This window comes from Hyphomicrobium sp. LHD-15 (assembly GCF_031157355.1).
GTDB lineage: Bacteria > Pseudomonadota > Alphaproteobacteria > Rhizobiales > Hyphomicrobiaceae > Hyphomicrobium_C.
This window is the reverse complement of the sequence record NZ_JAVIFT010000002.1, coordinates 885,606-906,164: the sequence shown is the minus strand read 5'-3', so window position 1 is coordinate 906,164 and position 20,559 is coordinate 885,606. Positions and strand designations below refer to the sequence as shown.

Genomic DNA, 20,559 nt, shown 5'->3' with positions numbered 1-20,559 from the left:
AGTCCGCTCGGCCGCCCTTTGCAGACAACGCCCCCCTCCACTGATACCCAGAAGCCAACATCGCCGCGACAGATCCGGAGCAAACTTGGTTCGGTGCTTGTGACAAAGCACCTCCCATTGGAGTGATCGAGCTGTGCAATAGGCACAAGTAAGAATGCTCATCGGAACGAGTCCGACTTTGGTTGAGTTGAACATTTTCAGTGAATGAGAGGAGACCCAAGATGACGAACAAGAACCAGGATGTCGAGCAGAAGCGCCGGAAAGATGAAAACCCGAAGAAGCAACAGCAAGGCGGCCTTCCGCAAGACGAGACAGGTGGTCCGGGCTCGGCTGAGAAGCAGCGCAACCAGCAGCAAGATGGACAGCGTCAACAAGGGCGTGAGCACGACCAGGACAAACAGCGGCGCTAGGAAAAGGTAGAATGGGTGGCAATCATGCCGCCCTTTTTTGTTTGAAGAAGCTGCTTTGTTCGAAGGGCTGTCGCACCCAAAAGCAGTCACGATCAGGCGGGCGAAGGCCCAAACTCGTTCGCGCTTGACGCTTTCCTTTGGGAGCCGCATACGCCAGCGGCAGGCTCGCCCTTGCCCCCCTCATAGAAATTCCGCCAGGCAAACCACACTTCTCGCCCGGCGGACACACGCTATGCAGACGTTTAAGCCGCGCGGCGATTCAGCCGAGCCTCGGCCATCGAGCTGAGCTTTTTGTCGGTTGCTTTCTCTTCGTCCAGGTTCTGCAACAATAGCGAAGCACAATCGTCGCGACCAAGCTGCTTGGCCCAGGCAACCAAGGTCCCATAGCGCGTGATCTCATAGTGCTCGATGGCTTGAGCTGCGGCTATCAGAGCAGCGTCGAGCACCGCCTTGTCAGCGACTTCGCTTGCAACCTCATTCGCTTCCTTAAGAATGCCGTCGATCGCCGGGCAGTTGACGCCACTCACATCAACGCCATGCAGCTTAAACACCTGCTCAAGCCGCTGGATCTGCCCCTCGGTCTCTTTGAGATGCTTCTCGAAGCCGCTCTTGAGTTGAGTACCCGAGGCTTTCTCGATCATATCGGGAAGCGCCTTCACGATTTGCTTTTCGGCATAATAGATGTCGCGCAGCGTATGTACGAAGAGATCGTCCATGGTCTGAATGTCTTGAGTGAAAAAGCCCATTGGCGTGCCTCCTTGGCTTGACCGGTTTAAAACCAGCATGAAACTCGAACTCGCCATGAGGTTGTCTGTTCCATACAGGATCAGTCATAGCCGCCGATGATGGGAATGAGCTCGCCCGTGATGTAACTGGAGCAGGTCGGAGCCGCCAAGAACACGTAAGCCGGCGCGATTTCTTCAGGCTGCGCCGCACGCTTCATCGGCGTCGAAGTCCCAAACTTCTTAACGTCCTTCGCTGGACGATCTGCCGGATTCAGCGGCGTCCACACCGGACCTGGGGCCACCGCGTTGACGCGAATTCCGCGCGGGAGAAGGCTTGCCGATAGCGATCGCGTGAATGCATGAATGCCGCCCTTGGTCATTGAATAATCAAGCAGCTCTTTGCTCCCTTGAAAGCCGGTCACTGAGCCCGTCATGATGATCGAGCTGCCGTTTCTCATGTGCGGGATCGCGGCTCGCGCAAGGTAGAAGTAGCCATAGATATTTGTTTTGAGGGTGCGGTCAAAATGCTCATTAGTGATATCGGCGATATCGTGAGCATGCTCCTGAAACGCAGCATTGTTGACGAGGATATCGAGCGATCCGAGCGACCGCACTGTTTGCTCCACGGCCTGTTCGCAAAAGGTGGGATCCGACACGTCGCCCGCAAGAAGGATGCAACGCGCCCCTTCGGCCTCGACGGCGCGCTTTGTTTCGTTTGCATCACCTTCCTCTTCAAGGTACGCGATCGCAACGTTTGCGCCTTCCCGAGCGAATAGCACGGCTACAGCACGCCCAATTCCGGAGTCGCCGCCGCTTATCAGGGCATTCATGCCCTCGAGCTTGGCGGATCCCACATACAGGGGGGCTTCATACATGGGCGAAGTTGCAAGATCGGCCTCGTTTCCCGGCTTTACCAGATGGACCTCATCGAGGTCCACAGGGTAGTCCCTTTGGCCCGCTTGCACGGCCCCCTGCTGCTTTGCCGGAGACTTGGACTTGCCCTTGCGATCGATCGCGGCCTGAATCTTGCGACCTTCATCTGCAGTTTGCTTTGCGCGATTGGCGCTGTTGCGATCACTCACAATTGTGATCCTCCGCTGAAATTCAGCTTTTCTGCGATTTATCCCGAATCTGTTTTTGCACTTCTGGCGAGATCGGAGGGCCTGGCAGAGCCGAATTCTGACCGGCGCCGTGGTGCTTGGCCGTGACTGCCTCGCGAACGGCGTCATCGTCAGCCCGAAGGCGTTCTTGGGCATCGGCACTGTCCGGCGTAACGTTGCGTCCGACGACGTTGCCTTTGCCAACGGGTTCATCCCGCTTTTTTTGCGCGGTACGGTATTGAGGTTTGATCATTGCCTAAAAGCCTTTTTACAACGGCTATTACGATCAATTCCGCTGTCGAGTTCGGGTTCCACCATTTGGCTTGCCGAGAGGACGCGGCATAGGCCGTCGGTGCATCGATGAGGAGAAATTTCGCCAAGTTAAAGCTCTGCGTCTCGCCGTACTGGCTCTCTTGAGCAAACGTTAAGGCCAATTGGTGCTAAACGGGGCAGGGAAGTAGCCTGCAGCGATCGCTAGCAAAACAGGTCAGCGTCTCTATCGGTTCTCCCGGCCACCCACGCTGCAACGACGTCTGCAGCGATCACGCTGAAGGTAATGCCGTTTCCGCCGCATCCCAGAACTGCGAAGCAGTTCGCCAGACCCTCTACGGGTGACATGTGAGGAAGGCCAGTAGGGCTGTCGGCAAAGGCACCTGCCCATGCGTAGTCGATTTGGAGTCTGCGACCTGGAAGAAGATCTTCGATTTTGTGAAGGAGCCGGTGTGCTTTGTTCGAGATTGCCGCGTCGCGCCGCTCGTTGTCTTGCAACCCCGAATCTTCTCCACCAGCGAGAATTCGGTTGTCATAGGTTGTGCGCAGGTAAAGGTAAGGGTCGGAGGCTTCCCATATCAAGCAACGAGCCGGCCAAAGACTTGCTGCTGCGAGCGGGCGCGTCGCGATAGCCCAGGTCGACGTGATATCGAACTTGGCTCGTGGCACTCCAGAGACGACCTCATAACCGGTGGTGAATATTGCGCGGCGTGCGGAAATCGTTGCGCCTTCTTCCGTTTCCAGGTCGACGCCTTGGGCGTGCGGATACGCCTGCCTAATGTTGTGTGGCGCATAAACTCTCGCTCCAAGCCGTCGCGCCGCTCGCAAGCAGGCCGTCGCGAGCTGAACCGGATTGGCCTCGGCGGCGCCTTCGGAAAGAATTGCGCCCGTTCGAGCGATGCCAAAGCCTGATTTGAGCGAGCTTCCGTCGAGGAACGTGGACGGCAGGCCAATCTTTGCCCGGTAATCTGCCTCAGCTTCGAGCGCTCTCCATCCATTCTCGGTCCCAGCGAGATACAGAGCGTTGCGTTCTTTCCAGCCGCAACTCACACCCAGTCGCGCGATCAGATCCCCAAGCGCGCGTACAGACCGGAATGATCGGGAGTATGCACGCTCAGCTCGAGCCGCGCCGATCTTGTCGGCAAGATCCGAAAGCGTCGTGTCGAGCTCAAACTGAATCATCGCGGTACTTGCCAGCGTACTTCCGCGGCAGGGCGCTCGGCGATCGACAACGACGACGTCGTGGCCCTGCTCAGCGAGCTTGAGCGCGACAAGCGCACCGCTGATGCCAGCGCCGACAACGACGACGTCACATCGCTCCTGCGCAAGACGAGAACGGCACCGGATGGCAATGCGAGGTGAATCCGCCCAGAGAGGCCTACCGCCTCGGAGATTTTTCTTGGGAGTTTTCACTTAAACCGGCTTCAGTGTTTTGAGGGATAGTTATTTGTGCAGGCTCCGCTAAACATGTGGGCATGGAAAGCCGTTCCCACATACTGCACATTGCCTCGCTCCTGTAACGGTTGTTGCCGAACCGCAACTCGCCCAACGTGACGTTTATCGGCCACCAAAATTTCATCGCGTAAAAGCGTGACGACTCAGGTGTGCTTTTGGGCGGCCGCTGTTCGATAGGAGGCTACCTTGGCGCTATCCAGACTTTGCCGATTGGCTGTCGTGGTGCTGATTTCCTCGTTTCCCGCAGGTTGCGCGCATCAAACACCCGTATTGGTCGCTGCTGACGGCCAGCACGTTAGAAGTGTGTCGGACGAACACCCGAGAATGAGTTCGATCGCAAGCATTTGCGCCGATCGTGACGCAATTTGCATCCTGGCGGGCCTAGCAATTTTCGGCGGTGTCGTTGCTGCCATCAAGAGTTCTGACTAACGCGCGCGTCATATAAATCGCTGGACCTCGAAGACACTGTGTCTCCGAGGTCCATTCATTTGCTCGCGATCGGGCAAAAACGCCGCTAATCAAAAATTCGACACCGTTCATAGCGGCGCCACCACACTCGAGAACCGGTTTCGATTGCGCGGCGTTTCAACCACCCGCAATCTCCGTAATAATATCCATCGCTCAGATAGAACGAAATTCCAGGCCCCCACGCATAGCGATGGCCTCTGCGAATACGGTCTCTATAACCCGGGCCATTCCAATCGCGACGCCGATCTCCTTCGACCCTAACGCCGCTTTTCCGTCGGACGTCAACGCCCTTAAAATCTCTGTCGCTTGGGCCGCGATTAACGCGATCCGGCGGGGCGCCGCGAAAGGCTTTTTCGCCGCTCCCCCCTCGATCTCCACGAATGGCGGGACGACCGTCTCCATCGGGCGCCGCGGTCGAGAGCGTTGCGAACGACGAGAAGCTCACTCCCGCGAGGGCAACCATTAGCATCCTTGCTTTTATTCTTCTCATGCCACTCTCCTAATCCTTTTGCCCCGACGTCATTCAATACTCATCCAGCTTGACTTCTGTCCCCGCCAAGTTCTCGGTCCCGATGGGATACCCCGCTCGCGACGACAGCTGGTCAGCATGAGTGTTACTTGGGCTGCTGCGGTGGCGTGTCCTGTCCCTCATGTTTGGATGGCGTACGATCAGACGTTTCGCCGTCCTTCTTGGTCGCCTGGGAGAGCGGAACAGATGTGTTCTTACCGGGACTCCGATCAGAGGTCGGCTGGCCGGCTTCAGTGCCCGGGGTGGCGGCATCGTTGGTCGACTTTTCAGATTCGGCTCCTGCCACCGCTACCGACGCGGATAGCAACAAGGCCGTAAACGCACACACTATCTTTTTCATCTGCGGTTCCTTCCTGGGTTGTTGAACGCCAGCATTTGAGTTGAGGTCGGGCGTAAGCCGACCGGACCACTTGGTCCGCGGCTGAGCTCGTGAGCTCGCGGAGCGCTGACGCCTTGGTGAATCTAAATCGGTGTTAGGAGGTATAGTTCCCGGGAAACGCGTCTTCGCAGCGAAGCATTCAGTACCGCAACGCCAAAATGAGCGGCGAACTTGAGATGCAAAATGAACATGTCATGCGAAAACGGAACAAAGAGATCGATGGGGGTGTTGATGGCGTGCAGTTGCCGTCGAGTGTGAGCCCATGCATGAAATCATCTATCTCATTGGTTTGGTCGTCGTGGTGATGTTCGTCCTTGGCGCACTCGGTTTGCGTTAAGGAGAACAACAATGGCAGAAGCGCCTCCGTCAGACGTTCGCACAAACTTTGTCGATTGGGCCCCAATCCTAGCCGGAGCGGTGGCCGCGTCAGCCATCTCCTTTGTGCTTTTCACCGCTGGAGCAGCCATAGGGTTGTCTCTATTGTCGCCGTATCCTTCCCAATCTTATGGTAAGTGGGCCGCAACGCTGTCGGCGTTTTGGGCCATTTTCGTGCCCATCTTCTCACTGCTGATTGGCGGTTATATCGCCGGACGCATGCGCGGAGCATGGAGCACATATCCTGACGAGGTTGAGTTTCGCGATGGCGTCCACGGTCTCTTGGTGTGGTCGACCGCGCTGTTCATTGGCGTCGTATTGGCATTTTTCGCAGCTGGCACAGCTGCTCAGGTCGGAGGCCAGCTTGGAAAGGCCGCAATAAGCGACAGGGGTGCGCTTGTGGCTTCATCCGTCGACGCGCTCGTTCGCCCGACACCCGGCGCCCTTCCTCCAAATCAGCCTTCCGGGCCAGTTCAGCCCTTAAATGAAACTGAGCTAACCCGTATCTTGATTGCATCGACGGCTAATGGATCAATTGAGGCCGACGACAGGGCCTACCTTACCCAGATCGTCGCCACCCGCACAGGCCTTCCGCCTGAAGCCGCAGAAAAGCGCGTTGACGAAGTCTTCGCCAAGGCACTCGAAGCCATCGAGACGGCCAGAAAGACAGCAATAGCGGCTGGCCTAGCGACGGCAACAGCCTTGCTGCTTGGGTTGGCCGCCGCATGGTACGCGGCGCAGAGAGGTGGACACCACCGCGATCACAGCATTCCGGCGCGCTTCTCGATCGTTGTTCTTCGAAAAGACGCCTAACACATCAAAGGAACACTTCATGATTCGCGATTTAGTCCTCTGGCTCTTGGGTGTTCCCCTCATCGCCATCATCGCGATGCACCTCCTGGGCATCTTGAACTGAGAGTTTCGTTCAACTCGCACAGACGCGGCTCGTCGACTGACTAAATCATCTCGCGGCTGATCGCCTGGCCTTGACTAATATGACGGATTGCCGCTGCGGCTATAGCGCCTAAAGGCAACCGCAGTCAGATCGGCCGGCGTGGCCGTCAAGATGCCCGATCGTTGAACGTGCCCAAGAACACGCCAGCAGTCTCACGGACAAACTCGAAGCTAGCTTTTCCGGGGCTCCTTAAGTGTCCGGATCTTCGGCACGTCGGATTTTGGCGGCACGCACTTACACGGCACGCCAGATGGGTCATGTGAGCCCGCATACGCAACGATTTTCGATCATGCGCTGTTATGATGAAAGGCGTTTCCTACGCCTCCAGACTCAACCAAGCCCAAAGGAGGCAACAATGGCTCGTGCAACAGCCCATCCAGACCATCGATTGATTTCCAGTGAGGACATTCATGGCACCGACGTTCTTGGAGCGGGTGACGATGTTATCGGGGAGATCGATCATCTCCTTATCGAGAAAGTGACCGGCCGCGTCGTCTACGTCGTCATGAGTTTTGGCGGCGTGCTAGGACTAGCACATAGCCACTATCCGATCCCCTGGTCAGCTTTAACGTACGACCCGACAGTTGCCGGCTATCGCACTGGAATCACCGAAGACCAACTTCGTAATGCGCCAGAATTTAGCGACGATTCCTGGTCCGATCGCAGTTGGGAAAAGAAGACGCATGAACACTACGGAGCCCCGGTTTATTGGGGATCCTAGAAGTGAGAATACCAAGTCGTGGCCAGGTTCCGCGCCTTAAAAGTGTCGGGGCCTGGCCATGACAGATTGGATGTTCGTTCAACGCGCTCTAACTGTCTTCGCTATCGGCGTGCTCGCATTGCTGTTGTGGAAACTATCCAACCTTTTGCTCTTGATTTTCGCTTCAGCACTTTGTGCGATCGCGCTACGCGCCATGATGAAGCCGCTTACGGGCGCGACCGGAATGCCCGAACCCGTTGCAATTGCTGTAGCGCTGTCGCTGATCGTCTTTTTTTTGACCGGCATTGTCTTTCAGTTCGGTGGCCGCCTTGCGGAGCAGACTGAGTATCTCCTAGATGCAGCTCCGGCTGCGCTGCGCACACTTACGCAAGATCTCAATCTCGAAGCGCTGTCTCAAAGCGTTGGCGGGTCAGCCTTGGGAGAGTTTGCGTCTCAGGCGGTGGCCTTGGGCTCTAGTGTGCTGAGCGCCTTGGCGAGTTCGGTCCTCATCATCGTCGGCGGCATTTATCTTGCGGCCGCCCCGGACACCTATCGGCGCGGTTTCGTTGCCCTCGTTCCCAAGCATTGGCAGTCTGTAATGTCGTCGACACTTGAGGATTGCGGGTTCGCGCTGAGCCAGTGGTTACGGGCGCAGCTGATCGCGATGTGTCTGATCGGAGTGATGACGGGTGTCGGCATGTGGCTTGTCGGTGTGCCTTCCCCGCTCGCACTAGGCCTGATCGCGGGAGCCTTCGAGTTTATCCCCTACATCGGCCCGATCATCGGCGCGATACCGGCGCTCCTGCTCGCATCAGCCGTGAGTTGGGATGTGACTGTGGCGGCGCTGATCGTTGCGGTCATCATCCAGCAGTTTGAGAACAACATCATCATGCCGTTGCTTGTAGGTCGGGTGGTTGAGTTGCCGGCAGCAGTCGGTCTGTTCGCGACGGTGGCTATGGGAATTGTTTTTGGTCCGCTGGGTCTCCTATTAGGCTACCCACTCAGCATTGTCGGGGATGTGGCTGTGCGCCGCTTGTATGTGCGGGAGACGCTAGGCAAAAGTGTCGACATCCCGGCCGAACGCGAGAGGCGTCAGAGTTCCGATTGACGCCGCTAAAAGCCAGATACGATCACGCAGCAGCCCGATTCCTGATTTTCCCACCGAACGGACGCGCCAATTTGTGCTGCCAGCACATTAACTAGCCTGGTACCCAACCCCGGGTGAGCATCACCAGTGGAACCAATGCCGTCATCGCGCACCATCAACTCAACAATGCCGTCAATCCGACGCAGCTGAACCCGAATTGTCCCCGCGCGATCCTCCGGGAACGCATACTTAAAGGCATTTGTCACCAGCTCGTTGACGATAAGCCCAATCGATAGAGCCTTCTGTGGGGGAAACTCCACATCGACGGCATCAACCGCCAACACGATCGGCCGCATGTGGGCGCCAGCCGCAGCAAGAGCTCCGCAAAGTTTGGTGAGATATCCGGACATCGCCACCAGCCCCTGATGACGCGAGAGCTGCAAGAAGTCGTGAACGTTGGCAATTATGAGGACGCGGCTGGCAACCGCATCGAGAGCCACTCTTGCTTCAGGCGGCGCATTTTTGGCCTGCAATCCAATGATCGAATTGATCATGGAGAATTTGTTCTTCACTCTGTGGCTCATCTCCTCCAACAAGAGATCTCGCTCACGAGTGGCTGCTTCTGCGCGCTCCAACGCCCGATGAAGTCCCTCGCTGATGAACACCAATCCGCTTCCTACGATGATGAAACTGGCGAGCGCCGATAGGTGAGCATCTGACCCGTCCGCTGTCCACGGCACGCTCGACGCGACGAATGCAGCACTCACGACAACCGCGAGATAGCCGCTGCCTCGATCAAAAAGTAGCGCCGCCGCCACAACGGCCGGTACGTACACTATAAAGCCGTACAGTCCCGTCGCATTCTGCATCCCCAATTTCACAGCGAACATCAGCGCTACCATCAAAACGGTAATGCCATAGCGAACCAGTAGCGGCTGAGGGGGCGGCAGTAGCTTTAATAAAGCTTCCATTTTTTGTTCTCTGATTGACCGGACACCATCACAAACGAATTACCCGCTTGTCAGTAATGAACATTACGCAATTCTTTGACAAACGCCGGATATCATTTTCGCAAGGTATCACCATAAATAGCGCCCGGTACGATCAGTGAATTGATCATAGGAACACTCGCGGCCGGTCGGCGTTAAAATTGCAAAGATTGGAGGAGACAATGAGCCGCCTGTTCATGCAGAGCATCGGCGCCTTGCGTCGAGCGACAACGATTGATCGGCATTGGCCAATCCCTTCACCAAGCGATCGGCTTAAGGCCCGTCTCCGAAACGAGTTCAAAGTGGACAAGCGCTTGCCATTCCGCATCCATCTTAGCTTGTTGCATTTGGAGCAGGCCTCGGCATATCCGCACAAGCGATGAGACTGGCAATGGTAGTTAGATCATGGGACGGCGACTGCTTTGCCGGCCTCATCTTTCTGGCTGGCTTGCGGTCGGTCGAAACCAGGTTACGCCCGCCAGCCCAAATGCTGGATTTGTGCAATGCGGCTCGACCAACTCGCTGCCTTTGATGCTGACGGTTTCCTCAGGACGGTCGTTGAGAGCCCGCGCGGGGCAACCGTGAAGCTGAAGTTTGAGCCGGATCTGAATGCCTTCCGCGTCAAGCGTGCGTTGCCTCAGGGATTGGCATATCCCTTCGACTGGGGTTTCATTCCCGGAACCCAGGGGGCGGATGGGGATCCGGTTGACGCTATGGTCCTCCACAGCACAGGAACCTATCCTGGAGTGATCATGAATTGCAGGGCGCTCGGAATTGTCGAGGTTACCCAGAAAAAGCCATTCGGCCGAATTTCCAATCCGCGCCTGATTGTTGTGCCCATCTGGTATCAAGCTCCGGAAGGCGAGGTGAGCGAACTGAGCGGCCAGTTTCAGCAGGAGATCGAAAGCTTTTTTGCGATTGCCGGTTACTTTGCTGGTGCTGAGCCCAGGATCGAAGGATGGAAGTCGGCGCCCGACGCTATCGCTCACATCCGCTCCTGCGCTCAACCAACGACAGGTGAGCAAGATGATCCTTGATGCCAACCTTCATGGCAAATGCGTCGACGAAATTACGGCCACGTTGCAGGCGTGCTGTGACGTTCATATTCGTAAGTGTCTATGGAAGAGAGTCTTTGCCTCCAGCCGTATACTTCTGCCATATGCTGTTGAGAAGGCGCGGTTTAGTCTGCACCTGCGGGTACGTGTCCGGTGCTTGCGGGCGAGCTGTCCGGCGTCAAGCGCCAGACGATATTGCCAACGTCGTCCGCGACTAGCAGCGCGCTAGCGCGGTCGATGGCGACACCTACGGGCCGGCAGGCTCTGGTTGTCCATCAGGCTTGCCGTCGCGGAACGGCACGAAGACAACCTGATAGCCACTCTGTGGCTTGCGGTTCCAAGATCCATGCTGCCCTATGAATGCACCCTGCCGTAACTCCGCCGGTAGCAAGCTGCCGCCCGAGAACGCGAGGCCGAGCGAGGCAGTATGAGCGCCAAGTGCGTAATCAGGCGCGATTGCCTTGGCGACGAGATATGGTTTCTGAGGTGTGACACGTGCGTCCACATGCTGGCCGAAGTAACTGTACGGCCATCCATAGAAGCCGCCGTCCTTGACCGACGTTAGGTAGTCCGGAACAAGATCGTTGCCAATCTCGTCTCGCTCATTGACGACCGTCCAAAGTACGCCGGTCGTTGGCTCCCAGCCCATTCCGTTCGGGTTGCGCAATCCCGAAGCTAACAGCCGCTTCGCCCCGCTCGCGGGCTCGACTTCGAGAATAGCTGCGCGGTCTTTTTCCGCCTCCATTCCGTTTTCGGCGACGTTGCTGTTTGAGCCGATGGTCACATAAAGCTTGGTGCCATCTGGGGAAGCGAAAAGGCTCTTCGTCCAGTGATGGTTGAAAGGCAAAGACGGGAGATCGGCAATCTTGCTTCCGGCTTCGCGAATTTCTGTCGCGCCCTCGGTGTCTGAGTTAGGCAAAACCGTGCCGATCGCGGCCTCGGCACCTTCGCCAGCTGTCAATGCAAAGAGTCTCTTCCTGAGATCGGCTGCTGCCACAGGATGTACGTTGTAGGCTGACGGCCAGTCCGGAACAGGCCTGTTCTCTGTGACCACACGTTCAACGGCTCGGTCAAGATGGTAGTCGTTTCCCCTTTTATCCTCAGCGTACTTCTTCACCATGAGGACGATGGTGTCGTCGATCGCCCAATACATCGTTCGAGATATTGCCCTCACGACCCGCACCACCCGGTAAGTTCGTCCTTGAATGTCTTAGAGCGTGTTAAGAAAGGCGAGGAGTGCCGCACGCTCAGATGGCGTCAGCTCGAAACCCTCGAGTTGGGGAGATTTTTTTACGGCGGCGTCCAGAAGTGCTTTCCGTTCAGAGTTAACGTGCAGATCGGCTCGGATGCGACCACCCCCCGCCTCATAAAAGCGGATGAGCCCGGACAACGACGGAAAAATCCCGTTGTGCATGTAGGGGCCAGTTTTCGAAATATGCCGCAGAGATGGCGTTAGAAATCTTCCGGTGTCGCTTGGCGCTCCCGTCACGCCGTACCGTCCGAGATCCTCGAGCGTCCGATTGAAAAAGCTAAGGCCTAGGTTGTGAAATCTGCCGTCGCTCAGCGTAGGCCCGCTATGGCAATTGGCGCATTTCGCCTTGGAACGGAATAAATGCAGTCCCCAGATTTCGACATCGGTCATGACCCTTGTCTCACCGTCGGCGAAACGATCGAAACGGGTCCGACGATCGAGCGTGCGCTGAAAGGCGGCGAGAGCCGATGTAAGTGCATCGAGATCGATTGTGTCTTTACCGGTCACCTCTGCGAAAGAACTGCGATACCTATCGACAGCATTTATACGCGTTAGTAGTGCCGAGATGTCGTGGTTGGCCATTTCGCTATGATCTGTTAGCGGGCCGAGAGCTTGATCCTCGAGCGAATTGCTGCGGCCGTCCCAGAAAAACGATGATTTGTAGCCAACCGAAAACAACGATTGAGCATTGCGCTTACCTTTTGCGCGCCCGTGCCCGAAAGGTGTTGGGAGTGCATCCCCCCAGCCGAGCCTTCGGTTGTGACAGCTTTGGCAGGCGACGTGTCCAGACGCTGAGAGGCGCGGATCCTCGAAGAGTTCCGAACCAAGCCGTGCGAGCAGGCGCGCTTTGCCTGCGGACGGCGCGTGGAGTGTGAGCGAACCCATCTCGGTAAACCTGGCATCGGCAAGCAATTGCGGTTGCGGCCAAGTTGCGGGCGGTCCGGAGTATGCTTTGCGTAGCGAACGAAGATCCGCGTCGCTGGCCGCTGATGGAAAGCCGGCGTCAAGCCGAGGCGACCGGATGGCGCTCAACATCGCGATCGTCGCCATCGCGATGCAGAAGACGGCGAGCGCGATCGCACCCGCCGTCCATTTGGAGTTCAGAAAATGCCACGCCTTAGCCCCAAGTAAAGTCATCAGAACCTTACCGTCGATCCAACCCAGTAGCTTCGGCCGAGTAGCCACGGATTGTTGTTGGTCGTCACGCCATTGCCGGCGTTGTTGAGCAGGTTGTTGACCTGAAACTCGATCGCTGCGTTTTCCGAAACGTTGACCTGGCCAGAAACGTCCAGCATCAGCAGCGATCCAAAATCCTTGTCTTCCCAAACGTCGTGGGACCGACCTTCGAAGGTCTGGTTGATGCCGGTATCGTAGACGCCCTGATAGCCCAAATTGTATCCGGCGCTCAGGTTGACGAGTAACAGGTCATCGAACCAGTTCGTCGAGAGGGTTGCGCCAATGCGGATCGGAATATCCAGGTTCCCGGTTACGTTGGTGAAGGTTAGAGGCGTATAGGACTGCCCGTTGTAGAGAATGTACTGATCGCCATCGTAGTCGTCGTGATAAGTGTTCCGCGACGTCGTCTGCTCGGACCACGTGACGTTCGTGGTAATCGCAGCTGCGCTTAGGAACGGCGTGTTGAGTTCGTGCCAGTACTTCGTGTATTCGGCGATGGCTGAGCGATAGAACGCATTGGCGTCGTTGTTCAGCTCGATGCAGTTTGATACGCCGGGACACGGGTTGGAAGAGAAGCGATCCTCCGAATAGCGCTCAAGGTAGCGCAGTCGAATGTTGCCGCCGAGAAACGGCTCCTTGATACGGACCGCTCCAGTGTACTCGTCTGTATAGGGCGTATCGACATCAGAATCCTTGTAGCCGTAGTAGGCGCTGCTCTGGGTTGTCGTCCAATCGGTGAGAGTGCCGTCAGCGCGGCGCGTACGGGAGTAGTTCGGCAAAGAGCGTGGCTGTTGGTCGCGAAGCGCATAATAAAGCGACTCGCCCTGGTAGTAGCGATTGAAACCACCGGTGAAGCTGAGGCCCCTGAGCGGAGTTACTGTTCCCGCAAGGCGCGGCGCCACGTTCAGATTCTCGAAGTAGTCTTCATAGTCAACACGCACACCTGCCCGCAAGTTGAACCATCCCAAGGTCTGATCGACCTCGGCATAGCCATGGATGGCGTTGACGGTCTCGTCGACATCGAAAGCGCGGTTGATGTTGCGGCTGCTCGCGAATTGCTCAGAAGTGCAGGCGTCGTCGCCGGGTGGACAAACGATAACCTGCCCTGCGGCAACCTGAGCCGCCGTGAGAAATGTGGTAGCGCCGTAGAGGGTATAGTCTTCGAGCCGCGCCCTGCGGCCTTCGATAGACTTGGCCTCGCCGCCGATATTGAAGCTTCCGAACAGCAAGTCACCGGTCAGTCGCGCCTTGAGGCCAAGGTCGTCCTGGCCTTGCAGCATGTCGGCATAACCACCCTCTCGACAGGTGGTGTTGGAAGACGTGGCCGATGTGTTTGTCGGCAAGGTGTCGATCGGCACTGCGCGACACCAATCGCTCAGGAGCACGGAATTGAACGTTTCCGTCCAAACTCCGCCGACCTTGGACCGCGTGTTTCCTCGCCAGTTCCAAACAGTGTCTCCAGGCGATGCGTTCTCGGTGTCACTCGAGTTGTAATACGCGCGGCTCTCGAGTTTGACATGGCCAAGACCAAGGCCCGCGAGCTGAATTCCCGGTAGATCTGTTAGATATTCGAGTTGGGTTGAAGACGACTTGCCTTGCACTTCGATGCTCAGGTCCCGATACGCATAGCTCTCCCAGTACTGGGTATAATCAGTCAACGAGCTTTCGAGGTTGAACTTTCCGATGTCCGTCCTGAGACTCACCGCACCACGGAAAAAATTGTTCTCTGAGTCTTCGGTTACAAAGCCGTCGTAAAGCGTATAATCCTTTTGCTTGATGGTCTCAGCGGTCTTGTGGCTGGCCTGGGCGATGAATCCGAATTGGTTGGTAATCGGCGCTCCGATCGACACCGCGAGGTTGTCCTTTTCGAACGTCGGAGCTTTACGATCGAGCGGATTGGTCCCCGTCGCGGTGCCAAGGATGTAGCTCACCATATCATCGGTTTGGCGGCTGTAGTTGATGCTAGCGCGATAGCGGTCCGTCGGAGGTCTCGCCAAATCATAAATGACGACGCCTCCCAGAAACTCGCCGTACTCGGCAGAAGCATTGCTATCAATGACCGTCGCTTCGGCCAGAAATTCGGACGGCACGTAAATCTGCTGCGGATGAAGACCGAAGATCACATCGATGTTCGGGGTGAGTGTCGTATCGTTGAGCGTCGTCGTGCTCCGCTCGATCGGTCCGGTGATATTGTTGATTGATACACCGTTGAGGATGAGGTTGTTTTCGTAAGTACGTCCGCCATTGATAGACAGCAGCAACGGGCGAGTATCGATGATCGATTGATTGCCCACGCCTGCGTCCGTCGATGTATCATTCTGATACTGCACGTTCGGAAGATTGCGGAGAAAGGTGTTGGCGTCGCCGCTGCCGTCTGTGCGCATGCGAACGCTGTTAGCGTCGAACACTGTGGTGCCGGTGTCGGCAATGGCTGGCCCACTCAGGATCACGCCACCTTCGGTGGTTTCCGCTTCGGAAGCGTCTGAGAGGCTGCCAGTATCTGTCCCAGCTGATTGATTTGACTGATCCGCATCGGACGATCCGCCGCCCGCGGATGTGCCCTCAACTTTCTTCTTAGGTCCAGTTTTTTTCTTGATGGTCGTCGTGACGACAACGTCCGGGATGGCCGTGGTTGAGCTTGTGTCTGAGGGCCCCGAACTAGATTGCCCAGCGGTCGCTTCGTTCGGCGTAGGATCGTTTTGCTGAGCCAAAGAACTGTGCCCAACGGAGAGCGCACAAATCATCAATGCGACAGGCAGGCCTGTCACGGCAGACTTCTTCATCAAATCCCCCAGTACTCGAACTCTGCCTGGCTGGGACTCGACTGCGAACGCAAAAAATCCACTGGCTGGCTTAACAGCAGCTCCCCAAGGGCCGCCACATTGCAGTCGTAAAAAACCGTATTATTTGAGTCAACAATAAAATCACACTCTTCTGATTGAGATCAGGGCGTTAAACCCTTAGGTGGCGTACACGGATTAAGTCGCGACGCTGCTCACTAAGCAGCGAGTGCCTATTGGAGCGTCGCGATCAACGTGGCGGCCGAACTTCGAGGAAAAGCAGACATCGATCTTACGCTCTGCGCTGCGACAAGTTTTCAACTCGTATGTCAGCAAGTGGGACGATGCGCCTCTGTGCGGTGCACCAGCACCCGAAGTCACATATGGGTTGCTTCTGGCCCGTAGGTGACTTCCTACGACGGCCATCGTTGATCGTACTAGCACCTCAAGCAGAACTCGCGTTGGCGGCATCCCCAAACGCGCGGGTCTGAATCCTGGGCAGCTATTTGCCGCAACTTCCCTCAGGTTACTAGAGTTGCTTCCCCGGAGAGTTGCGACTCGCGATAGACGTCGATCTGGCCTTCCTCGTCGAAAAGATTGAAAGCGTCGAGCCTCACAATGATGGGGCCTGGATCGAACCTGTAGCCGATGCGCTCCGAAACAGGCGTGCTTGCCTCCGGACGCGCGCCGTTGTCCCCAACAAGGGGGCAACTAAATTCGGCGAAACGCGTCAGCTCCTGCAGATAGCCCCAGTTAAGACCTGTGTACGGATGGAACCGCGAAAACAGTTTCACGCGGTTCAGCGACCCTTGATCGGCTCCAACAGCGAACCAGCTGACACCTTCAAAGCTTTGGCGATTCTTTCCAAAATTAGAACGGTTGGATTGCGCACGCCGCGCTCAATGCCGCTGATATACGTGCGGTGCAGACCGCAGTGATCGGCAAACGCCTCCTGGGAGAAGCCTTGCTCCTCCCTGAGTCTCTTCAAATTGAGGCCGAGCCGCCGCCGCACATCCATGGCGGAAGGGAACGGCGTTAGTGACGATCAATCTACAGACGATGAGTCTCATTTTTCTAGACTTCTAACGGCCGCTCAGCCAATGGTCGAAGTCACTATGATGACGATGAGTCTCAAAATCGGCACCGCGTCGCTTTCAATGCGGAACAGCTTCGCCCATGTCGCGAAAAAGGAGACAGGCCATGACCAACAATCTTGACCTGAGCACCGTCCAAAAGGGCAAAGTTACGGAAGCGCTGGTTGCTTCAATGCTCGTCCTCGGATCAATTGGACGATTGTCGCCGTTTGTGCCGATCTCAGACGACTGCGGTATAGATCTGATCGTTCTCGACAAACAAACACAAGGCAAACTGCCGATTCAGATTAAGTCCCGAATCGCAAACCCGGCGCGCAACACTGTCCAGTTCAATATCCGGAAGGCTTCAGTCGGCGAGCTCGGCAATCGACTTCTCCTTTGCGTCCTCTTCGACCCGGAGACCATTGCTCTGACCGCATCTTGGTTGATCCCCATGTCTCGGATCAGAGACCTTTCACAAGAGAAGCGAGACAAGTACACGTTGTCGCCCAACATCCTTGTAGGGTCTCGAGATCGCTACCAGAGTTTTCGGGTAAACACCGCCGTCGATCTCGCCAATGCGGTCTTGCATGCTCTCGCGGAGAACACCCCTCGTTCGCAATTCGACTGACCTGAAGCTTACTGCGCCATGTTCGAACCTCAAAACAGCACTCCGGCACGAGGGCGGCGAGACTCAATCCAATTCAGAAATTGGGACGTGCTGTCGACCTGGTCGTCATGGCGTCCGCCCGGAAATGACAAAAGCTCTGTCTTATAGACGTCCAGCCAGGAAGCGGATGTAGGTAGAAGAACGGAGCCCGATTCAAAACGTGTCGATTGCGCCTCCATCCGAGCCACCTTTGAGTTCTCTGGTGCCAGACCGATCGGCAGCACTTGCCCTTCGTCACGAAGTTGCTGGACCAATCCTATTCCAACGCCAGACTTTTCGATCAGAACCGTCTTCGCATCAAAGCGCTGAGCCTGCCGCACCACTGCGCGCTTCAGAGCCGGAAACTCGAAGCGGTCCCGCAGGACATCTACCAAACAGAATTGCTTCCGACTCCGGTCGGCGCACCACGTCGTACAGACGGACCAGTCCGAGTTGCCACTTGTGGTCATCGCGACGTCCCAGCTCTGAATGATATTGCCTTTGGGAAGGCAATCATACGTTCGCAACCAATGCCTCTTGATGAGATTGCCTGCGACGGGAACGGGTGCCTGCTGATACTGCGCCGAGAACGCTAGTTCCCCCATGGAAATGCGCAATTGCTGCGCAACCTCACGAGGCACTCTCTCAGCGTGAAGTAACTCTCCTGATTTGCGGCCGACCGCGTTGCCGTCCGAAAGCCTGAAGCTCTCATCTTGTTCTGCAATTAGTGGCAAGCAGAGGACCTCCCAGCCTCCCTTTTCCATCACATGCGCAGTCAAATCGTCGATGTGAACGCGCTGCATAATAATAATGATGACGTCGGTCTTCTGATCGTTGAGCCGCGACAAGAGCGTCGAGTCAAACCACTCATTCGCCGACTGGCGCCTCGCATCGGAGTACGCATCCTGTGGCTTAATGGGGTCGTCGATAATCACGAAGTTTCCACCTCGGCCGGTAAGCGTGCCCCCGACCGACGTGGAAAGTCGGTAGCCTCCCTTTGTAGTTTCGAATTCCCCCTCCGCCCGTTTGTCGCGATTGAGACGCGTGTGCGGAAATGCCCGCCGGTACCAATCGGCGTCCATGACTGTTCTGCAGTCTCGCGCCAGCTTGCCGGCCAGGTCCTGAGAGTAGCTCGCGCAGACAATCCGAAGGGTCGGATCGCGCCCGAGGGCCCAAGCAGGAAGCGCCACAGAAGCACAAATAGACTTCAGGCTGCGAGGAGGTACGTTGATGATCAGTCGTTTGATTTTTCGATCAAACGCTTGTTGAAGACGATCCGCGATGAGTTCGATATGCCAGTTAGGAAAAAACGGTTTGCCCCCTTCGAGGGTATCGAAAGTACGCATGATGAAGGACAGAAAGTCGTTGCGAACAAGCGCCTCAACGAGAAGTCTATCCTGCATCGTTTGGCCCCCGCTTCAGTCGTCGCTGAAAATGCTCAAGGATCGACTTGTCGATGGTTTCCAGCTCACTTAGCGGCGGTGGATCAATGCCCTGTCGATCCGCCTTGCTCAGGATGAGCTGCAGTGCTTTCAGATCACCTTGAACGGCCTTGTTGACCAAACTCTTGGCGATGACGTCCCGCTTCGAAAGCCTTCGTGCACGGCCATTTTCTCTCACCGTTACGAGCTGCTTCAGCTCTTCTTGCACCGCGACATCGAGGTTACGGGCCCCCTTTGGACGACCCTTGGGATTCCCCGACTGTCCCCGCTTAAAACGGGAATGTTTAGGTGGCTTTCCGTAGCCAACGTCGTAACTCTTCATCCGCGCGACCTCCGATCCGCCTCGCGTTGAGACCTCCGACGCGCACCGTTCACCTTCGCTCCGAAGAGTAAGCCTGTCTCTGCGTGTACTGCCTTCTGGCCCGTTGACTTCTCCCAGCGCCGGATCGTGACATCGACATACTTCGGCTCGAGTTCGACCAAGCGTGCCCTTCGCCCAACGCGCTCAGCAGCAATCAGTGTCGTGCCAGATCCTCCGAAGCCATCCAGAACTAGATCACCGCGATTGCTGGCATCTTGAATTGCGTCAGCCACAAGCAGGACCGGCTTGACCGTCGGATGATCCTTCAAATCCTTGTCACGGCCCTTCCGCCACGTATTGACGCCGGCGTATTCCCAGACATTCGATCGATATCGACCGAACCGACCCAGCTCAACGTTGTTCGTGTGACTGGCCTTCCCATGCTTGTAGACAAAAACGAGTTCGTGTTTTGATCGATAGAACGATCCCATTCCGCCATTGGTCTTGTTCCAGACGCACATGTTCTTGAGTTCCGTGTACACAGACGCACCGGCATTCGTCATTTCACTGAGATGCCGCCAGTCCATGCATACGTAGTGCAGCGATCCATTGCCGCTCAACGAAGCCAGATTTCCGAGAACTGTCTCAAGAAATTTTGTGAACTCGCCGGCGCTCATTTCACCGCTGGCACAAGCAAAGTCGCGGTGTCGCTCCCGACCAAGTCCCGAGACATGCCCGTCAATCGGAACGTTATAGGGTGGATCGGTGAAAACCATCCGGGCCCTATCGCGGCCCATCAAGCGCCGCACAACAGCTACATCACGGGCGTCACCACAAATGACGCGATGCTGCCCTAGGACCCAAAGATCCCCAATGCGAGAAACGATCTCATCTGCCGCAGGAACTTCCGGAACCTCATCTTGGGGGTCGCACGTCTTCTCTCGCGTCTGAATAACGAGATCGATCTCAGCATGATCGAAGCCCGTGACTGACATGTCGAAATTGCAGTTAATCGTGGCGAGCTCAGCCAGTTCGACTGACAAGGTCTCCTTGTCCCATCCCGATAGTTCGGCGAGGCGATTGTCAGCGAGGGCATAAGCGCGCAACTCTGCGTCGGACAAATGCGTCAGACAGAGGACCGGGACGGTGGCAATTCCCAACTTGCGTGCCGCCTCGACGCGACCATGCCCCGCAACGATCCGACCAGCTTGATCGACCAACACGGGATTAACGAAGCCGAATGAACGGATGCTTTCGGCGATCTGCCCTATCTGCTTGACCGAATGCGTACGCGCGTTGCGATCCGCTGCTTTTAGCGACCCAACACTTCGCTGCTCAATTCTTGGATGCTGGAAAGATCTGATGTTGGTAGGCGAGCGACTGGCCATA

General features: G+C 56.5%; 19 protein-coding genes and 2 pseudogenes. 6 read left to right on the top strand and 15 right to left on the bottom strand.

Translation table 11 applies throughout. From position 1 onward, the window contains the following. The first annotated feature begins 221 nt into the window (after positions 1 to 221). A complete protein-coding gene (locus RCO24_RS10820; RefSeq protein WP_308961962.1) occupies positions 222 to 410 on the top strand; it encodes a hypothetical protein in 189 nt (62 codons plus the stop codon). A gap of 242 nt (positions 411 to 652) precedes the next feature. Here RCO24_RS10820 and RCO24_RS10815 read toward each other — a convergent pair whose 3' ends face one another. From RCO24_RS10815 to RCO24_RS10795, 5 genes are all read right to left on the bottom strand, one after another. Next, positions 653 to 1,156: a ferritin-like domain-containing protein gene (locus tag RCO24_RS10815; RefSeq protein ID WP_308961961.1), complete on the bottom strand. Its 504-nt coding sequence runs from the start codon at positions 1,154 to 1,156 to the stop codon at positions 653 to 655. 80 nt (positions 1,157 to 1,236) lie between these two features. Beyond that, complete coding sequence (locus tag RCO24_RS10810) at positions 1,237 to 2,160, bottom strand: SDR family oxidoreductase (RefSeq protein ID WP_308962422.1); 924 nt, start codon at positions 2,158 to 2,160, stop codon at positions 1,237 to 1,239. Positions 2,161 to 2,239: 79 nt separating this feature from the next. Beyond that, positions 2,240 to 2,488 carry a hypothetical protein gene (locus tag RCO24_RS10805; RefSeq protein WP_308961959.1) on the bottom strand — a complete coding sequence of 83 codons (249 nt, stop codon included), beginning with the start codon at positions 2,486 to 2,488 and terminating at the stop codon, positions 2,240 to 2,242. 221 nt (positions 2,489 to 2,709) lie between these two features. Further along, complete coding sequence (locus RCO24_RS10800; protein WP_308962420.1) at positions 2,710 to 3,792, bottom strand: FAD-dependent oxidoreductase; 1,083 nt, start codon at positions 3,790 to 3,792, stop codon at positions 2,710 to 2,712. A 1,250-nt stretch (positions 3,793 to 5,042) separates the two neighbouring features. Continuing rightward, entirely contained in the window at positions 5,043 to 5,297 is a 255-nt protein-coding gene (locus RCO24_RS10795) for a hypothetical protein (protein ID WP_308961958.1), read from the bottom strand. Between the two features lie 387 nt (positions 5,298 to 5,684). Here RCO24_RS10795 and RCO24_RS10790 point away from each other — a divergent pair, with 387 nt between their 5' ends. The 3 genes from RCO24_RS10790 to RCO24_RS10780 all read left to right on the top strand — a co-directional run bounded on the left by RCO24_RS10790 (position 5,685) and on the right by RCO24_RS10780 (position 8,474). Beyond that, entirely contained in the window at positions 5,685 to 6,524 is an 840-nt protein-coding gene (locus RCO24_RS10790; protein ID WP_308961957.1) for a hypothetical protein, read from the top strand. Positions 6,525 to 7,021: 497 nt separating this feature from the next. Next, positions 7,022 to 7,387, top strand: coding sequence for a PRC-barrel domain-containing protein (locus RCO24_RS10785; RefSeq protein WP_308961955.1), 366 nt, complete (start codon positions 7,022 to 7,024; stop codon positions 7,385 to 7,387). A 58-nt stretch (positions 7,388 to 7,445) separates the two neighbouring features. After that, the gene (locus RCO24_RS10780) at positions 7,446 to 8,474 is read left to right on the top strand and encodes an AI-2E family transporter (protein WP_308961954.1); all 1,029 of its coding nucleotides are present in this window, start codon (positions 7,446 to 7,448) and stop codon (positions 8,472 to 8,474) included. Between the two features lie 5 nt (positions 8,475 to 8,479). Here RCO24_RS10780 and RCO24_RS10775 read toward each other — a convergent pair whose 3' ends face one another. Continuing rightward, the gene (locus RCO24_RS10775) at positions 8,480 to 9,424 is read right to left on the bottom strand and encodes a sensor histidine kinase (protein ID WP_308961953.1); all 945 of its coding nucleotides are present in this window, start codon (positions 9,422 to 9,424) and stop codon (positions 8,480 to 8,482) included. Between the two features lie 521 nt (positions 9,425 to 9,945). Here RCO24_RS10775 and RCO24_RS10770 point away from each other — a divergent pair. Beyond that, positions 9,946 to 10,479, top strand: a complete 534-nt coding sequence (locus RCO24_RS10770) for an inorganic diphosphatase (RefSeq protein WP_308961952.1) — start codon at positions 9,946 to 9,948, stop codon at positions 10,477 to 10,479. A 143-nt stretch (positions 10,480 to 10,622) separates the two neighbouring features. Here the strand turns inward: RCO24_RS10770 and RCO24_RS10765 are convergent. The 6 genes and pseudogenes from RCO24_RS10765 to RCO24_RS10745 all read right to left on the bottom strand — a co-directional run. Continuing rightward, positions 10,623 to 11,485 (bottom strand): annotated as a pseudogene (locus RCO24_RS10765) (PQQ-dependent sugar dehydrogenase); the annotation flags it as partial. Between the two features lie 3 nt (positions 11,486 to 11,488). Next, a pseudogene (locus RCO24_RS19260) lies at positions 11,489 to 11,617 on the bottom strand (hypothetical protein); the annotation flags it as partial. 90 nt (positions 11,618 to 11,707) lie between these two features. Beyond that, positions 11,708 to 12,886 (bottom strand): cytochrome c peroxidase, encoded by a 1,179-nt coding sequence (locus RCO24_RS10760; RefSeq protein ID WP_308961951.1) that lies wholly within the window; start codon positions 12,884 to 12,886, stop codon positions 11,708 to 11,710. Next, positions 12,886 to 15,708: a hypothetical protein gene (locus RCO24_RS10755; RefSeq protein ID WP_308961950.1), complete on the bottom strand. Its 2,823-nt coding sequence runs from the start codon at positions 15,706 to 15,708 to the stop codon at positions 12,886 to 12,888. Before RCO24_RS10755 ends, RCO24_RS10760 begins: the two co-directional genes overlap by 1 nt. A 518-nt stretch (positions 15,709 to 16,226) precedes the next feature. Then, positions 16,227 to 16,499 (bottom strand): hypothetical protein, encoded by a 273-nt coding sequence (locus RCO24_RS10750; protein ID WP_308961948.1) that lies wholly within the window; start codon positions 16,497 to 16,499, stop codon positions 16,227 to 16,229. A gap of 5 nt (positions 16,500 to 16,504) precedes the next feature. Next, positions 16,505 to 16,723, bottom strand: a complete 219-nt coding sequence (locus RCO24_RS10745) for a helix-turn-helix transcriptional regulator (protein WP_308961947.1) — start codon at positions 16,721 to 16,723, stop codon at positions 16,505 to 16,507. 182 nt (positions 16,724 to 16,905) lie between these two features. Here RCO24_RS10745 and RCO24_RS10740 point away from each other — a divergent pair, with 182 nt between their 5' ends. Further along, positions 16,906 to 17,409: a hypothetical protein gene (locus RCO24_RS10740; RefSeq protein ID WP_308961946.1), complete on the top strand. Its 504-nt coding sequence runs from the start codon at positions 16,906 to 16,908 to the stop codon at positions 17,407 to 17,409. A 29-nt stretch (positions 17,410 to 17,438) separates the two neighbouring features. Here the strand turns inward: RCO24_RS10740 and terL are convergent, their stop codons facing one another. Genes terL through RCO24_RS10725 form a run of 3 tightly spaced genes read right to left on the bottom strand, consistent with a single transcriptional unit; the run spans position 17,439 to position 20,558 of the window. After that, the gene (terL, locus tag RCO24_RS10735; RefSeq protein ID WP_308961944.1) at positions 17,439 to 18,830 is read right to left on the bottom strand and encodes a phage terminase large subunit; all 1,392 of its coding nucleotides are present in this window, start codon (positions 18,828 to 18,830) and stop codon (positions 17,439 to 17,441) included. Then, positions 18,820 to 19,191: a DUF5681 domain-containing protein gene (locus RCO24_RS10730; RefSeq protein ID WP_308961943.1), complete on the bottom strand. Its 372-nt coding sequence runs from the start codon at positions 19,189 to 19,191 to the stop codon at positions 18,820 to 18,822. Before RCO24_RS10730 ends, terL begins: the two co-directional genes overlap by 11 nt. Beyond that, complete coding sequence (locus tag RCO24_RS10725; RefSeq protein ID WP_308961942.1) at positions 19,188 to 20,558, bottom strand: DNA methyltransferase; 1,371 nt, start codon at positions 20,556 to 20,558, stop codon at positions 19,188 to 19,190. The genes RCO24_RS10730 and RCO24_RS10725 overlap by 4 nt, the downstream gene beginning before the upstream one ends. Position 20,559: the final 1 nt, after the last annotated feature.

Bases quoted from the DNA above. Each gene is read 5' to 3' on its own strand.
- RCO24_RS10775 (WP_308961953.1), bottom strand. From the start codon at position 9,424: ATGGAAGCTTTATTAAAGCTACTGCCGCCCCCTCAGCCGCTACTGGTT.
- RCO24_RS10815 (WP_308961961.1), bottom strand. From the start codon at position 1,156: ATGGGCTTTTTCACTCAAGACATTCAGACCATGGACGATCTCTTCGTA.
- RCO24_RS10805 (WP_308961959.1), bottom strand. From the start codon at position 2,488: ATGATCAAACCTCAATACCGTACCGCGCAAAAAAAGCGGGATGAACCC.
- RCO24_RS10770 (WP_308961952.1), top strand. From the start codon at position 9,946: ATGCGGCTCGACCAACTCGCTGCCTTTGATGCTGACGGTTTCCTCAGG.
- RCO24_RS10795 (WP_308961958.1), bottom strand. From the start codon at position 5,297: ATGAAAAAGATAGTGTGTGCGTTTACGGCCTTGTTGCTATCCGCGTCG.
- RCO24_RS10740 (WP_308961946.1), top strand. From the start codon at position 16,906: ATGACCAACAATCTTGACCTGAGCACCGTCCAAAAGGGCAAAGTTACG.
- RCO24_RS10730 (WP_308961943.1), bottom strand. From the start codon at position 19,191: ATGAAGAGTTACGACGTTGGCTACGGAAAGCCACCTAAACATTCCCGT.
- RCO24_RS10745 (WP_308961947.1), bottom strand. From the start codon at position 16,723: ATGGATGTGCGGCGGCGGCTCGGCCTCAATTTGAAGAGACTCAGGGAG.
- terL (WP_308961944.1), bottom strand. From the start codon at position 18,830: ATGCAGGATAGACTTCTCGTTGAGGCGCTTGTTCGCAACGACTTTCTG.
- RCO24_RS10790 (WP_308961957.1), top strand. From the start codon at position 5,685: ATGGCAGAAGCGCCTCCGTCAGACGTTCGCACAAACTTTGTCGATTGG.
- RCO24_RS10785 (WP_308961955.1), top strand. From the start codon at position 7,022: ATGGCTCGTGCAACAGCCCATCCAGACCATCGATTGATTTCCAGTGAG.
- RCO24_RS10725 (WP_308961942.1), bottom strand. From the start codon at position 20,558: ATGGCCAGTCGCTCGCCTACCAACATCAGATCTTTCCAGCATCCAAGA.
- RCO24_RS10820 (WP_308961962.1), top strand. From the start codon at position 222: ATGACGAACAAGAACCAGGATGTCGAGCAGAAGCGCCGGAAAGATGAA.
- RCO24_RS10780 (WP_308961954.1), top strand. From the start codon at position 7,446: ATGACAGATTGGATGTTCGTTCAACGCGCTCTAACTGTCTTCGCTATC.
- RCO24_RS10755 (WP_308961950.1), bottom strand. From the start codon at position 15,708: ATGAAGAAGTCTGCCGTGACAGGCCTGCCTGTCGCATTGATGATTTGT.
- RCO24_RS10760 (WP_308961951.1), bottom strand. From the start codon at position 12,886: ATGACTTTACTTGGGGCTAAGGCGTGGCATTTTCTGAACTCCAAATGG.